Raw genomic sequence first — 15010 nt, 5'->3', positions numbered from 1 at the left:
AAAGTGGGAGGAATCAGAGCAGTCAGAAGAAATATGTTACTGACAGGAATCGGGGCAGCAGCGTTTTTGGGAGAACTGGTGTTTTTAAAGAAAATGGATCTTACGCTGCAGCAGGAAGTTATTTTGTTTGCGGCGACTTATATGATAATCGCAGCTGGTGTGGTGGAAAAGACTGTGCGGAGTTTTTGTAAGAAGCGGATTTTTAATGAATATCTGCTGATTCTTATTGCGACAGCATGCTCTTTTCTTATTTTTCAGTATGTAGAAGGCATTTCTGTTTTATTATTGTTTCAGATTGGTTCGATTCTTGAAGAAGTCATGCTGTACCGATCAAAGAAATCTATTGCAAATATGATGGACATTGCCCCGGAGTTTGCAAATCGAAAGAGTCATGAGCAGGAAGTGCAAGTGGAGCCATCGGAACTGGAATGTGGCGATATCATTTTGATCCGTCCGGGAGAGAGGATTCCGGTGGACAGCAGAGTGTTATCAGGGGAAAGTATGGTTGATGCCAAGGCACTGACTGGAGAGTCTCTTCCGCAGACTGTGACGGCAGGGGCGATGCTATATAGTGGCAGCATTAATCTGACCGGGGCGTTGGAAGCGGAAGTGGTAAAGAAATATGAAGATTCTACGGCTGCGAAGATTATGGCGATGGTGCGGAAAGCCAATGATACGAAGACAGACAGCGAGCGGACGATCACAAAGTTTGCGTCGATTTATACGCCGATCATCATGTTGGCGGCAGCTCTTTTGGCGATTGTTCCACCAAATACATTTGCAGAAGGTGACTGGTACACATGGATCTACCGCGCGCTCACATTTCTGATTGTTGCGTGCCCGTGGGGGATTGTTATTTCAATTCCGCTGACCTTTTACGGAGGAATCGGAGCGGCAGCAAGACAAGGTGTAATGATCAAAAGCAGTCATCAGCTAGAACTTCTGACAAAGGCAGATACGTTTGTGTTTGACAAGACCGGAACACTGACCGAGGGAGTGTTTGAAGTAAAGGAAATTCATCCGGAGGGAATGACGGAAGAAGAACTTTTGGAGCTGACAGCATATATCGAGTACTTTTCGAATCATCCGATTTCTATGTCACTGCAGAAAATGTATAAAAAGGAAGTAGAGAAACAGCGGATCGAGGTAGTTCAGGAAATTCCGGGACAGGGGATCTATGCTCTGATTGATGGGAAGGCGGCATATGCAGGAAATCGAGAACTTTTAAGGGAACTGCGGATTGCTGTTCCAAAAGTGCGTGCAGCAGGTACGATCGTGTATGTTGCACTCGATGGAGTTTATGCTGGATATATTGTGATCGGTGATACGTTGAAAAAAGAAGTGCGGGAGACGATGGATATTCTGAAAAGGCGGTATCATAAGGAATTGGTCATGCTGACAGGGGATAATGAGATTGTAGGAGGAGCTGTTGGCAAGTTGCTGAACATGGATCACATTTATACGAATCTGCTTCCGGCGGAAAAGGTTGAGAAGGTAGAGGAGTTTATTGATTCTCAGCAGGAAGATGAGAAGTTAGTGTATGTCGGTGATGGTATCAATGATGCTCCGGTATTAAAGCGGGCGGATATCGGAATTGCGATGGGAACACTTGGAGCTGCTGCGGCGGTGGAAGCGGCAGATATCGTTTTGATGGAAGATGATCCGTCGATGATTCTTGTAATCCTCAGGATTGCAAGGGAGACAATCGGAGCAATCCGACAGAATGCCGTGCTGTCAATCGGCATGAAATTGATTTTACTGACCTTGGCGGCAACGGGGTTGATCTCTATGTGGACGGCGATCACCGCAGATGTGATCATTATGCTGGTTACATTATTTAATGCGCTGTGTTTGCTGAAATATCCGGGATAGGGAAAATGTCTGCAAGTTGTCAGGAAAAGAAAGAATATGGGGAATCCACAGCATGACGAAATGTATGTGGAAAAATAATGAATCAGGGAGGAATTGTGTTGAAAAGTAAAAAATGGGCGCTGTGTGTGCTGGTATTTATGCTTCTAGTTTTTGCCGGATGTACCAGAGCGACGGAGGAAGGTATGGAACTGTTTGAGCAGAAAAAATATGATGAGGCACTGGAACTTTTTCAAAAGGAAGCAGAGTCAGGGGAGGAGCAGGCAGAGGCATACTTAGGAATGGGACTTGTCTACTGGGAACAGCAGAAATATGAAGAGGCGAGAAATGCATTTCAGAAAGCATTGGATGCAGGGACAGAAAAGACGGGGACACTCTATAATCTGCTGGCTTCCTGTGAGATGCAGCTTGGCGATTATCAGAGTGCACTGAATCATTATAATCTTGGGTTACAGTCAGAGGGAAACAGTGCAGAACTGACACAGGAAATGGAATTTAATCAGATTGCCGCCTATGAAAAGTTGTATGAGTGGGAGAGTGCAAAGGCAAAGATAGAAGAATATATTGCAAAATACCCTGACGATGAAGCGGCAAAGAAAGAAGCAGAATTTTTGCGGACAAGATAAAAATAAGAGGCAGTGGAGATTACTCCCTGCCTTCTATTTTTCCATAAAGTTCTTTTGGGACAAATGCGTGGACAAAGATGCCATCTTCCCGATATTCTTCCTCCAAAAGTTCTCCGTATTTACGGATCAGCTGGATCTTTCCGGCATCGGCGTAAGAATAGGTTCTTGAAATTTCAATCTTTCGTTCGCGCAGAATCTGTTCAATGACAGATTGCAGGGCATCCAGTCCTTGACCGGTCCGCGCAGAGATATTTGCGATGTGATCTGCCTTGAAATCACGGATGATTGGAACTTCTGTCAGTCGATCCTGCTTGTTGAAAGCGGTGATGACCACTTTATCTTTGACATCCAGATTTTGTAGTGTCTCGTAGACGGTATACATCTGTTCATCCATCTGTGGGTTGGAAACATCGACTACATGTAAGATCATATCTGCATATTTCGCTTCTTCTAACGTACTTTTGAATGCTTCGATCAGATGATGAGGAAGTTTTCGGATAAATCCGACGGTATCTGTCAGAAGCACTTCCTGACCGCTTGGAAGTTTCAGTCCTCTGGTCGTTGGATCTAAAGTGGCAAACAGCTTATCCTCCTCAAGAACACTGGCTCCGGTCAGACGATTTAGCAGTGTGGATTTACCTGCATTTGTATAGCCGACGATAGCGATGACCGGGATATGATTGCGGCTTCGCTGCTCACGGGTCACTTCCCGGTGCCGTTTGACATCTTTTAACTCACGGTTTAGCTGGGCAATGCGTCCTTTGATCAGACGGCGGTCCATTTCAAGTTTTTTCTCTCCGGGACCTCTTGTACCGATTCCGCCGCCGAGTCTGGAAAGTGATTTCCCAAGACCGACCAGGCGGGATTGGCGGTATTTCAGCTGTGCAAGTTCCACCTGAATTTTACCTTCATTTGTAGAGGCGCGTTCTGCAAAGATGTCAAGGATGATCAAAGTGCGATCCATGACTTTCGTATCCAGTGCATCCTGGAGATTTCCAAGTTGTGCAGGAGAGAGCTCATCATCACAAATGATTCCAGTGGCATCTGTCTCCCAGAGGAGATTTTTAATTTCATCCAGTTTTCCCTTGCCGACGTAAGTGCCAGGGTGGATCTGCTCCCGGTTCTGGATGATCCGTCCAACTGTCTCGGCCCCGGCAGTCTGTGCCAGTTCTTCCAATTCATCCAGTGATTTTTCTGTATCTTCATTGTCATCTGCCTGCACACCGACGAGGATGACACGTTCTTTTGTTTCCTTTAAATCGTATAATTGCATAAAAGTCCTTTCTGCCCGAAGGAGGGCAAATTGATATAGATATATGTATCATAACATAGATTGAGGTTCTTTGTAATGTTTTTCCGCAAGATGCTCAAAAGTAGGTGACGGTATTTCGAATCAATAGTATAATGCATGTATAAATTTTGAAAAAGGGAAAGCGGGGATAAAGATGAAGAAATATCAGATTACCGAATGGTGCCATCATTTTATCGGAGGGCATGTGCTGGAAGGGGATATTTGTATCGATGCGACTGCTGGCAATGGGCATGATACCCTTCTTCTGGCAGAGCTTGTGGGAGCATCGGGAAGCGTCATTGCTTTTGACATCCAGGAGCAGGCGGTACAGGAGACAAAAAGAAAGATAGATGCATGTGGATATGCAGAACGGACAGAAGTTGTGCTGGACAGCCATGTGCATATGGGAGCTTACGCAAAGGAAAATACAGTCAGCTGCATCACGTTTAATTTCGGCTATCTGCCGGGAGGGGATCATACACTTGCGACAAAGGCAGATACGAGTGTGCAGGCGATCGAGGAAGGATTGCGATTATTGAAGAAAGATGGGTTGATGAGTCTTTGCATTTATAGTGGAGGGGACAGTGGATTTGAAGAGAAAGAGCGGATTTTAGCTTACCTGAAAGAACTTGATCCGAAGAAATATCTTGTGATCGTCAGTGAATACTATAACCGCCCGAATCATCCTCCGGTTCCGGCATTTGTGATTAAATTATAGAGACGTTATTTTTTAGCAAGGAGCGTCTCATTGCCGGAACGAGAAGAAAAAGTCAGAGAGTATCGCGAATCTGTCTGGGAGATTCTCCAAAGTGAGATTTGTATGCGCGCGAGAACGTGGAATAGTTTTTAAATCCGCAGTCGTAACACGCTTGAGTGATTGGCTCTCCGGAGGCAATCAGTTCTTTGGCGAGAAGTAATCGTTTGTAATTGATATAGTTTCCGATCGTATATCCGGTCTCGGTTTTGAACAGACGCATCATATAGTATTTGCTGACATAAAATCTGGCAGCGAGATCATCAATATTTAAGTCTGTGGTCAGATTCCGGTTAATATACTGGAGAAGCTCCACAACTTTTGTATTACAATGGTCTGTGTCGATAAATTCCAACTGTTCATTCAAGGTTGCACGATTCAGATGAATCATAAATTCCAGAAAGAGAATTTTCTGATAGAGCGTATTGGCGTATCCGACATCGGAAAATGAATGTTTCAGATTGTCAACGGCGCGCACCAGCGTGTTTTTTGCGTGGGAGTGTGTCCGAAGTACGTTCGTATGTTCTTTTTTTGCCTTTTGAAAGCACTCGCTGAGGTCATAATCTGCCGTCTGGTGAGTATTGATAAATTCCGGGGAGATGTAGACGACGATTCGTTCATATGGTTCCGAATCTTGTACGTTTAGCTTATGGATATCATTGTGGCTGACAAGGACGATGTCATAAGGCTGTAGTTGGTAAGATTTCCCCTCAATCGTGTACTGGACATTTCCTTTCAGAAAAATTGTGATCTTATCAAAGTCATGATAGTGATATTCAAATTCCTTGGAAGCGGTGTCCGTCAGGTAAAACAGGCGGAAATCGCTGTATAAGTATCCTTTTTTCTCGTAAGTTTCCATAAAGGCAGTCTCCTTGTGTTCGATTTTCAGCTAGGAAACAGTGTGTTGCATCGCACGGGTCAGAGGATTCCTAAAATTATTTTTTCTGTTTAGGGAGAGAAAGAATATCAACAAATCATTTCCCATATAGTAATAGCAGATCATAAAAAATCAATTGTACTACGGTTGTGCTTCATAGCTGTTACGATGATTATACAGCACTATCTGCAATATAGAAAGCACTATTTCTATATTATTACGGAATAATGCTTGTTATGATGAAGAAAAAGGAGGCGCGGTTACAGTGATGAATATTGTGTTGGAAAAATATCATGGATTGGGAAATGATTACTTTGTATTTGATCCGAATAAAAATGAGTTAAAGCTGACAAAAGAGAATGTCCGAATGATCTGTGACAGAAATTTTGGGATGGGTTCGGATGGAATTCTCGAAGGACCTATTTTTCAGGAAGATAAAATTTATGTGAAAGTATGGAATCCGGATGGAAGTGAAGCGGAGAAAAGTGGGAATGGAGATCGTATTTTTGCAAAATATTTGAAGGATGCCGGATACATTCAGAAGAAGCATGTAACTTTCTACACACTGGGCGGAGCGATTCAGGTAACATATCTGAATGAGGATGGAAGCAGGCTGCGCGCTTCGGCAGGAAAGCTTTCTTTCTGGAGTGATGAGATTCCGGTAACGGGAGAGCGCAGAGAAGTCATCAATGAAGACATGGTATTTGGAAGAACTTTATATCCGGTTACTTGTGTGTCGATTGGAAATCCGCATTGTGTGATCCCGATGCGAGAGATTTCTAAACCACTTGTCTGTAAGATTGGTGATTATGCGGAGATTGCCAGATATTTCCCAAATAAGATCAACACACAGCTATTAAAAGTGATTGACCAGGAGAATATTCAGATTGAGATCTTTGAAAGAGGAGTCGGTTATACATTGGCATCAGGAAGTTGTGCGTGTGCAGCAGCGGGCGTTGCATATAAGCTTGGCATGACAAATCCAGGTGTGACGGTTCATATGCCGGGCGGAAAGCTTCAAGTAGAGATTCAGGATGACTGGGAAGTATTTGCAACAGGGGAAGTGTTTTATATAGGAAAGATTTCACTGAGCAGCGAGTTTGGCGAGCGATTAAGAGCTGCGGCAAGCACAGAGGAACGGTAGAGGCTTAGATGAAATTGATAGAAAGTTTTATGGGGCAGAATGTATTTTCATTCTGCCCCATAAAACTTTAGAAAATGAGTAAGAGTATTTTTAGTCATATTTTGTAAGAATCCGGTTGATACCTGCGAGAGAAAATTACAGTCAAAGTCAGTTTTTTGAATTATTAGAAATCTTTTCTTGCAAAAATTTGGAAACTCTCTGAAATTATTGAAGGAATATCTGGATGTGGCATCAGAAAAATCCTATGTTTTTTGAAATGTAGAAAAATGATACAATATAAGAATGAATAAATATTTATAAGGAGAAAAGCTAGAAAAATACTTGTGAGATCAATGCGATTTTCGTAAAAAATCTACTATATGAAGAATATGAAAATCATATATACGAGAATATAGGCAGTAGATGCATAGACAAAAGAAAAGGAAAAAGGGGTAGATGAAATACAAAATATATAAAAATACTAAAAAGATAGAAAATTCTGATGAATTACGATGAGAAAAGTATTTTGCGTAAACATGCAAAAAAATGAAAAAATTTATTGACAATGCAGCAATGAAAAATTATAATAACTTTAATGCTATAAATTATAAAAGGAGGAGAAAGTTATGAAAAAACGAGGCAAATGGCTTGCACTTGCACTGGTAGCTGCACTCGCAGTAACAACTGTTGGATGTGGAAGTGGCAAGAAAGAATCCAAAGGCGAAAAAGGGGCTTCAGAAGAGATTAAAGATCTTGTGACTTATGAAGTGCCACAGCGTGAGATGGAGAACGTATTTGTTTTGAATACGGAGATGGCAGCTGACTTAAACGTACTTTGTAACACAAACGAAGGTTTCCTTGAGACAAATCCAAAAGGACAGTTAGTGGCAGGTATCGCAAAAGAATGGGGTACAGAAGATAATGGTCTTACATGGACATTTAAGATGAGAGACGATGTGAAATGGGTAGACCAGCAGGGAAATGAAAAGGCTGACATGGTTGCAGATGACTTTGTAACAGCTCTTGAGTGGATCCTGAATGCACACAAGAACGATGCTGGTAACAACACATCTATGCCAATCTCAATGATCAAAGGTGCAAAGGAATACCGTGAATATACAAAATCACTCTCAGCAGATGAGGCATTAAAGCTTGACAAATCGAAATTCCTTGAGATGGTAGGAATCGAAACGCCAGATGATTATACAGTAGTTTACCACTGTATAGCAGAGACACCATATTTTGATACAGTAGCAGTATGTGCATGTCTGTACCCGATTTCTCAGGGCTTCATCGATGAAGTTGGTGTAGAAAATGTAAAATCTGTAGGAATCGATAAATTATGGTACAACGGACCATACATCTTAACAGAGTTCATCCAGGGTAACACAAAGACTCTGACAAAGAACGAAAGCTACTGGGACAAAGATTGTAAACTTTTCGATACAGTTACAATTAAACTGGTCGAAGACGTAACAGTTGGATACTCTCTCTATGATACAGGAGAAATCGATACAATCGACCTTGCAGAAGCAAACTTAAGAGCAATCTACGAAGATGAGAACAACCAGTATCACGATTATCTGACAGAGAAACTTCCTAATAAATTCTCTTACCAGATGAAATTCAACTATGCAAAGAAGAACGAAGACGGATCTGATGATACAAACTGGAATACAGCGATTGCAAACGAAGCATTCCGTCAGTCTATCTACTACGGACTTGACCTGACAAAAACTTATGAGAGAGCAAACATGATCAATCCACTTAGCTGCGAGAATACAGCTTACACAATGAAAGGTCTTGTATACTTCTCAGATGGTACAGATTACGTTGACAGAGTAGAAGAATTAATCGAACTTCCAGAGTCTAACGGCAAGAAGATGAGAAGACTTGACAAAGAAAAAGCAGAAGAGCTTAAGAAACAGGCAATAGAAGAACTCTCTGCAAAAGGTGTTAAATTCCCGGTTGAGATGGACTACTATATCCCGGCTGGTTCTCAGTTAGCACTTGACTCTGCAACAGTTCTTCAGGAAAACTTTGCAGAATGTCTTGGGGATGATTATATAAAATTAAACATCGGAACATATGTATCCAGCTTAACTCAGGAAGTTATCGATCCAAGTCTTCAGTCTGTTGTTATGAATGGATGGGGAGCTGACTACGGTGATGTGCAGAACTTCCTCGGACAGGAGACATACGGAGAAGAGACAGCTTACTATTCAATGAACTACACAAACATCAACGATGCTACAGATCCTGAACTGATCGCTACATGGAAAGAATTTACAGACCTTGTAAACAAAGCGAATGCAATTACAGGAGATCTTGATGAAAGATATGAAGCATATGCACAGGCAGAAGCTTACATGTTAAAACATGCGATGACAATCCCATACAACCTTGAGATTTCATGGCAGTTATCAAAGATCAATGATTACTCAGTATCTCATGCAATCTATGGTATGCAGAATGCAAAATATAAAAACTGGGAGACATCCGTAGACGCCTATACTACGGAAGATTACGAGAAATTCGCAGAGGAATTTAATAAATAATGTTTAAGTATACAATCAAGCGACTGTTACAATCTGTTGTGACAGTCCTGATTGTTGTAACGATCGTTTTTCTGTTGATGAGAATGCTTCCGACAGACTATTTCTTTACAGAAGATCAGTTAATGAAGTTTACACCAGAGCAGAAAGAAGAGCAGTTACAGGCAGCAGGACTGTTAGATCCGATGCCGAAACAACTCGTTCGTTATTATGGGCAGCTTCTGAAATTCGATTTTGGCGAATCCAGAAGAATTCAGAACGGTGTTGATGTCGTATCGGTAATTGGCGATAAATTTACAATTTCTATGAAACTTGGATGTACTGCACTTGTGATTTCCCTTTTTGTAGGTATCCTTATCGGTATTATCCAGACATTAAACAAAGACCGGATCTTAGATCATGTAGGAACAGCATACACAATTTTTGTAAATGCGGTTCCAAGCCTTGTGTCATACTCACTTGTGTTGGCATTTGGTTCGAAAGTGCTCGGGCTTCCGTCGCTTTATTCGACACGGAATCCGTCAGAGACAAGTATACTTCCGATCGTATGTCTGTCACTGGCATCTATCGCAAGTTATGCACTCTGGACGAGACGTTATATGGTAGATGAACTGAATAAGGATTACATTAAGCTGGCTCGTGTGAAGGGTACTTCTTCTGCGGGAATTATGATTAAACATGTCTTTAAGAACGCATTTGTACCGCTGGCTCAATATGTTCCGGCGTCATTTCTCTACACGATAGGTGGATCTCTTTTGGTAGAAAGATTCTTCTCTGTACCGGGAATGGGACCACTTCTTACGGATGCGATTGTCCGCTATGACGTAAATGTCGTGCAGACACTTGTAGTCCTTTACGCAGTGCTTGGTACACTGGGTGTATTCCTCGGAGATATTCTTATGATGTTACTTGATCCGAGAATTAAACTTACAGGAAAAGGAGGAACGCGATAATGGGCGAAAATGAGAAAAAAGATGATTTATTTCGGTTCGTGGAATATTCTGCAGAAAAAGCGGAACGTACCGGATATTCAGACTATTCTTATTGGAAATCCGTGTTCCAGAATTTTCTGAAGAAAAAATCAGCAGTTGTGATGGCCATTGTTTTTTTTGCACTTGTAATTTTCTCTTTCATCGCACTGCATATTGGAAAATATGATTATGCTGCATTAAAAACAAATTCGGCTATGGCATTTCAGTCACCGAATGGTGAATATTGGTTCGGAACAGATAACCTCGGACGTGATTACTGGTGTCAGGTATGGTATGCAGCACAGACATCCATTAAGTTGGCGCTGATCGTTGCGCTTGGAGAGTGTGTGCTCGGAGTTATCATTGGCTGTATTTGGGGATATATAAGAAGCCTCGATCGTATTTTGACAGAAGTTTATAATATTATTAATAACGTACCGGTTATCATTTATATGACATTGATTGCGCTTCTTGTTGGGCAGTCCTTTACAATTATGTGTATTTCACTGATTGGATTCGGATGGCTGACCATGGCGAGAAATGTGCGTAACCTTGTTATGATGTATCGTGACAGAGAATACAATCTTGCTTCACGATGCTTAGGTACTCCGATCTGGAGAGTGCTCGTAAAGAACATTCTTCCATATTTGATCAGTATCATTATTCTGAGACTTGCACTGTCGATCCCGTCGACAATTGCACTTGAGTCTACGTTATCTTATTTAGGACTTGGACTTGGAATCGATACACCGTCACTGGGTATTCTGCTTAGAAATGCCCGTAACTATTTCCTCGAACACCCGTATCTGCTGATTTTCCCGGCGGTAATTGTATCTCTTATTACAGTTACATTTTACCTTGTGGGAAATGCGTTCTCTGATGCGGCTGACCCGAGAAATCACGTATAGAACGGAGGACTGCTATGACAAAAGAACCAATCTTGTCTGCGAAAGATGTAGAAATCCAGTTTAGCTTACGTGGCAGAAAACTGACGGCGATTCGCAGATGTTCCTTAGACCTTTATGAAGGAGAAACACTTGCAATTGTAGGAGAGTCAGGATCAGGAAAGTCAGTGTTTACAAAGTCTTTCTTAGGAATGCTTGACTCCAATGGAAGTATTACACACGGATCGATCATGTATGATGGAAAAGATCTGGCGAAATATAAAAAAGAGAAGGACTGGAGAACGATCCGTGGAAAGAAAATTTCTATGGTAATGCAGGATCCGATGACTTCTCTGAATCCATTGAAAAAAGTAGGAAAACAGATTCAGGAAAGTATCGAATTGAATCAGGGAATCAAAGGTGCTGAGGCAAAGAAAATGGCACTGGAGATGCTTGAAAAAGTAGGAATCCCATTTCCGGAGAAGCGATACAATCAGTATCCACATGAATTTTCCGGTGGTATGAGACAGCGTGTTGTCATTGCGATCGCAGCTGCCTGTCATCCGGATATTCTGATCTGTGACGAACCTACGACTGCGCTGGATGTAACAATCCAGGCACAGATTCTGAATCTGATCAGAGATCTTCAGAAAGAACTGAAGATGACAGTTATTTATATTACACACGATCTTGGTGTTGTGGCAAATGTAGCGGATCGTGTTGCGGTAATGTATGCGGGACAGATCGTTGAGTATGGTACAGTCAATGAGATTTTCTATGATGCATGGCATCCGTACACATGGGCATTGTTATCTTCCCTTCCACAGCTAGGAGTGAAAGGGGAACCGTTGCCGACGATTGAAGGTACACCACCGAACTTATTCAATAAGATTCAAGGGGATGCATTTGCACCTCGTAACAAGAAGGCACTTGCAATCGACTTTGAGGAGGAGCCGCCATTCTTTGAGATCACACCAACGCATAAGGCGAAAACGTGGTACTTAGATCCGCGTGCACCGAAGATTGAACAGCCGGAGGCAATTAAACGTCTTCGTGCGAGTATGGAAGGAAGAGGGTAAGAATTATGCAAGAAAAAGAAAAACTGATTGAGTTGAAAGATCTGCAGATTACCTTCGGAACCGGAAAGAAGAAGTTCGTTGCAGTTGACCATGTGAACTTTGATATTTATAAAGGAGAGACCTTCGCGCTCGTAGGAGAGTCAGGATCAGGAAAGACAACGATCGGACGTGCGATCACGAGAATCAACCCGGTATCTGCCGGAGAGATTTTGTTTAAAGGGCGTCGCATCAGTGGTAAGATTTCCAAAGAACTCGACCTTGAAGTGATCAAAAAATGTCAGATGATCTTCCAGGATCCTCAGGCATCCTTAAATGAACGTGCGAAAGTTGATTATATTATCTCAGAAGGTCTGATTAATCATCACCTTTACAAAGATGAGAAAGACAGATACAATAAAGTGCAGAATGCACTTCGGGAAGTTGGTCTTTTACCGGAATTTGCATCTCGATTCCCACATGAATTCTCAGGTGGACAAAGACAGCGTATCGGTATTGCGCGTGCGTTGATCATGGAACCGGAGTTTGTTGTGGCGGATGAACCGATTTCTGCGCTGGATGTTTCTATCCGTGCACAGGTATTGAACCTTCTGAATGAGTTGAAGAAGACAAAAGGACTGACGTACCTGTTTATCGCACATGACCTGTCTGTTGTAAGATTTATTTCAGACCGTATTGCGGTAATTCATAAGGGACGTATTGTGGAGCTTGCAGAAGCAGAAGAGTTGTTCCTGCACCCGCTTCATCCATATACAAAAGCGCTGCTTTCTGCAGTTCCGATTCCGGATCCGGAGCGTGAGAAGAATAAAGAGCTTATTGTTTATGATCCGTCGATTCATGATTACAGTGTGGATCAGCCGGTTTGGGAAGAAATTCTGCCGGGACATTTTGTCTATGGAAATCAGAAAGAACTGGAAGGATATCGCAGAGAGATCGAAAAATAAGAAAAATATCACGGCTGAGGCAAAAGCGAAGCTGTTGTCTAAAAGCTGGATAAAAATGATAAAAGTATGTCTTGTTGAGGGGAGAACTTGTTGGGAAAACCTTGACAAGACTTATTTTTTGTGAAAAAGTATAATCTGGACAGAGAAAATGAAGTAATACTTAGGTAAAGGAAGAAAAACTATGATTAAAAAAATCCGTATGATATTTCAAAAATATATGATCCGTCCAATGTTATATCAGTGTGTGGCAAAATTTGCTGTAGCGATGGTTCTTTGCCTTCTGTGGGACAAGTTTTTGAATCAAGGGGGATATCGGTCACTTGCAGAGAATGCACTTTTTGTGGCAGGATGTATTTTCCTTATGTTGGCATGGATTCAATATCTTAGGCTGGATGGGGTTCGGATCCATCATTTGTTGGAGGAAAAAGAAGAGAAAAAAAAGAAACATATCACAAAAGATATGGTAGACTTTGTCGATGAGAAGGTGATTCCATTTGGGGAATTGGATGATGACGAACGGATTGTGTGCCGGTTTTTAGGAGATTTGTTGTGTGCGCTTGTCTGTTTGATTCCTTCTCTGATCGCAATGATGGTCTAGGAAAGAAAAAGACATTCCAGCATAGGTGTAAATATAGCATAGAGAAAGAACAGAAAGAATAGAGAAAGATGCCTTGCGACGTATAGAAAACGTTGCGAGGTTTTTTGTTTTTTACAAAACTTTTTGAAGCAAAGTAATTGACAAAAGTAGGAGTGGTGGATATAATGCATATATAGTTAATTACTTGAGTAACTAACCACATAACGAGAGGAGGAAAAGATGAAGCTGAATTTTGATGATGAGAAGCCTGTATTTTTGCAGATTGCAGAAGGGATGGAAGATGCAATCTTGACAGGGGTATTTCAGGAAGAGAGTCAGATTCCTTCTACAACAGAGCTATCTGTGACTTATAAGATCAATCCGGCAACTGCGCTTAAGGGGATCAACCTGCTGGTAGATGCCGGGATCGTGTATAAGAAGAGAGGAGTAGGAATGTTTGTGACAGAAGGTGCAGTAAGGAAGTTGAGACAAAAGAGGAAAGACCAGTTTTATGAAAATTTTGTGAGTCGTCTTGTAGAAGAGGCGAAGAAGCTGGAGATTACAGATGTGGAGATCATTTCGATGATAGAAAGGGGATTTTCAAAATGAGAGGGATAGAGATCAAAGAAGTGTCAAAGGGCTATAAGGACACAAAGGCGCTGGATCATGTCAGTGTACAGTTTGAGGATGGGAAAATATATGCGCTTCTCGGACGAAATGGAGCAGGGAAATCCACCATGCTTAATATTATCAGTAACCGGATTTTTCCGGATCAGGGAGAAGTGCTGGTAGATGGAAAGCCTGCAAGGGAAAATGATCAGGTACAGCAGAATATGTATCTGATGAGTGAGCAGACACTTTACCCGGCAGGGATGAAGATCCAGCAGGCATTTCAATGGTCGAAGGAATTTTATCCGAAGTTCGATATGGAGTATGCGATGGAACTTGCAAGGATGTTTGGGCTGAATACGAAGAAAAAAGTGCGGACGCTTTCCACGGGGTATAAGTCGATTTTTAAGCTAGTTCTTGCGCTTTCTGTCAATGTTCCATATCTGTTTTTAGATGAGCCGGTCCTTGGGCTGGATGCGAATCACAGAGAGATGTTCTATCGGATTCTTCTTGAGAAGTATATAGAAGAACCGTTTACGATAGTAATTTCTACACATCTGATTGAAGAGGTCGCAAGTGTGATCGAACATGTTGTGATCTTGAAAGACGGGAAGATTGTGAAGAATTGTGCGACAGAGGAATTGCTTGCCGGTGGTTATAGAATTTCCGGGAAGAAGGAAATGGTTGACATATGGAGCCAGGGAGAGGATGTGATCGGCACGGAGATGCTCGGAACGATGAAGACGGCATATGTGATCGGAAGTTCCAAAGAAAAATGGAAGAAAGCACCGGAAGAGCTGGAAGTGGCGAAGTTGGACTTGCAGAAGATGTTTATCCAGATGACAAATCGTTAG

General features: G+C 42.0%; 14 protein-coding genes. 12 read left to right on the top strand and 2 right to left on the bottom strand.

Annotated elements, in window-relative coordinates; all coding sequences use genetic code 11:
- Window positions 1-3: 3 nt before the first annotated feature.
- A complete protein-coding gene (locus EDD74_RS00345; protein WP_116441182.1) occupies window positions 4-1872 on the top strand; it encodes a heavy metal translocating P-type ATPase in 1869 nt (622 codons plus the stop codon).
- Window positions 1873-1967: 95 nt separating this feature from the next.
- Entirely contained in the window at window positions 1968-2495 is a 528-nt protein-coding gene (locus EDD74_RS00340) for a tetratricopeptide repeat protein (RefSeq protein ID WP_242990078.1), read from the top strand.
- A gap of 19 nt (window positions 2496-2514) precedes the next feature.
- Here the strand turns inward: EDD74_RS00340 and hflX are convergent, their stop codons facing one another.
- Window positions 2515-3768, bottom strand: coding sequence for a GTPase HflX (gene hflX / locus EDD74_RS00335; protein WP_009263608.1), 1254 nt, complete (start codon window positions 3766-3768; stop codon window positions 2515-2517).
- Window positions 3769-3940: 172 nt separating this feature from the next.
- Between hflX and mnmM the strand changes: the two genes are divergently transcribed.
- Window positions 3941-4504, top strand: coding sequence for a tRNA 5-(aminomethyl)-2-thiouridylate-methyltransferase MnmM (gene mnmM, locus EDD74_RS00330; protein ID WP_016439796.1), 564 nt, complete (start codon window positions 3941-3943; stop codon window positions 4502-4504).
- 52 nt (window positions 4505-4556) lie between these two features.
- Here the strand turns inward: mnmM and EDD74_RS00325 are convergent, their stop codons facing one another.
- Window positions 4557-5399 (bottom strand): AraC family transcriptional regulator, encoded by an 843-nt coding sequence (locus tag EDD74_RS00325; protein WP_116441183.1) that lies wholly within the window; start codon window positions 5397-5399, stop codon window positions 4557-4559.
- 286 nt (window positions 5400-5685) lie between these two features.
- Between EDD74_RS00325 and dapF the strand changes: the two genes are divergently transcribed.
- The 9 genes from dapF to EDD74_RS00280 all read left to right on the top strand — a co-directional run bounded on the left by dapF (window position 5686) and on the right by EDD74_RS00280 (window position 15010).
- Window positions 5686-6561: a diaminopimelate epimerase gene (gene dapF / locus EDD74_RS00320; RefSeq protein ID WP_039930852.1), complete on the top strand. Its 876-nt coding sequence runs from the start codon at window positions 5686-5688 to the stop codon at window positions 6559-6561.
- A 605-nt stretch (window positions 6562-7166) separates the two neighbouring features.
- A complete protein-coding gene (locus tag EDD74_RS00315) occupies window positions 7167-9098 on the top strand; it encodes a peptide ABC transporter substrate-binding protein (RefSeq protein WP_116441184.1) in 1932 nt (643 codons plus the stop codon).
- Window positions 9098-10048 (top strand): ABC transporter permease, encoded by a 951-nt coding sequence (locus EDD74_RS00310; RefSeq protein WP_009263603.1) that lies wholly within the window; start codon window positions 9098-9100, stop codon window positions 10046-10048. Before EDD74_RS00315 ends, EDD74_RS00310 begins: the two co-directional genes overlap by 1 nt.
- Window positions 10048-10974: an oligopeptide ABC transporter permease OppC gene (oppC, locus tag EDD74_RS00305; protein ID WP_116441185.1), complete on the top strand. Its 927-nt coding sequence runs from the start codon at window positions 10048-10050 to the stop codon at window positions 10972-10974. Before EDD74_RS00310 ends, oppC begins: the two co-directional genes overlap by 1 nt.
- 14 nt (window positions 10975-10988) lie before the next feature.
- Window positions 10989-12029, top strand: a complete 1041-nt coding sequence (locus EDD74_RS00300) for an ABC transporter ATP-binding protein (protein ID WP_009263601.1) — start codon at window positions 10989-10991, stop codon at window positions 12027-12029.
- 5 nt (window positions 12030-12034) lie between these two features.
- Window positions 12035-12970, top strand: coding sequence for an ATP-binding cassette domain-containing protein (locus EDD74_RS00295; protein ID WP_009263600.1), 936 nt, complete (start codon window positions 12035-12037; stop codon window positions 12968-12970).
- Window positions 12971-13151: 181 nt separating this feature from the next.
- A complete protein-coding gene (locus EDD74_RS00290; RefSeq protein WP_009263599.1) occupies window positions 13152-13568 on the top strand; it encodes a hypothetical protein in 417 nt (138 codons plus the stop codon).
- 219 nt (window positions 13569-13787) lie between these two features.
- Window positions 13788-14156, top strand: coding sequence for a GntR family transcriptional regulator (locus EDD74_RS00285; RefSeq protein ID WP_116441186.1), 369 nt, complete (start codon window positions 13788-13790; stop codon window positions 14154-14156).
- Window positions 14153-15010, top strand: a complete 858-nt coding sequence (locus EDD74_RS00280) for an ABC transporter ATP-binding protein (RefSeq protein ID WP_116441187.1) — start codon at window positions 14153-14155, stop codon at window positions 15008-15010. The genes EDD74_RS00285 and EDD74_RS00280 overlap by 4 nt, the downstream gene beginning before the upstream one ends.

It is taken from the genome of Faecalimonas umbilicata, assembly GCF_004346095.1.
In the GTDB taxonomy this organism is placed as follows: domain Bacteria; phylum Bacillota; class Clostridia; order Lachnospirales; family Lachnospiraceae; genus Faecalimonas; species Faecalimonas umbilicata.
The sequence above is the reverse complement of the archived record's forward strand: the minus strand, read 5'-3'. Positions and strand labels throughout refer to the sequence as shown.

Coding starts and splice junctions, on each gene's coding strand:
- oppC (WP_116441185.1), top strand. CDS start 10,048: ATGGGCGAAAATGAGAAAAAAGATGATTTATTTCGGTTCGTGGAATAT.
- EDD74_RS00295 (WP_009263600.1), top strand. CDS start 12,035: ATGCAAGAAAAAGAAAAACTGATTGAGTTGAAAGATCTGCAGATTACC.
- EDD74_RS00280 (WP_116441187.1), top strand. CDS start 14,153: ATGAGAGGGATAGAGATCAAAGAAGTGTCAAAGGGCTATAAGGACACA.
- EDD74_RS00290 (WP_009263599.1), top strand. CDS start 13,152: ATGATTAAAAAAATCCGTATGATATTTCAAAAATATATGATCCGTCCA.
- EDD74_RS00285 (WP_116441186.1), top strand. CDS start 13,788: ATGAAGCTGAATTTTGATGATGAGAAGCCTGTATTTTTGCAGATTGCA.
- dapF (WP_039930852.1), top strand. CDS start 5,686: ATGAATATTGTGTTGGAAAAATATCATGGATTGGGAAATGATTACTTT.
- EDD74_RS00300 (WP_009263601.1), top strand. CDS start 10,989: ATGACAAAAGAACCAATCTTGTCTGCGAAAGATGTAGAAATCCAGTTT.
- EDD74_RS00310 (WP_009263603.1), top strand. CDS start 9,098: ATGTTTAAGTATACAATCAAGCGACTGTTACAATCTGTTGTGACAGTC.
- EDD74_RS00325 (WP_116441183.1), bottom strand. CDS start 5,399: ATGGAAACTTACGAGAAAAAAGGATACTTATACAGCGATTTCCGCCTG.
- EDD74_RS00315 (WP_116441184.1), top strand. CDS start 7,167: ATGAAAAAACGAGGCAAATGGCTTGCACTTGCACTGGTAGCTGCACTC.
- mnmM (WP_016439796.1), top strand. CDS start 3,941: ATGAAGAAATATCAGATTACCGAATGGTGCCATCATTTTATCGGAGGG.
- hflX (WP_009263608.1), bottom strand. CDS start 3,768: ATGCAATTATACGATTTAAAGGAAACAAAAGAACGTGTCATCCTCGTC.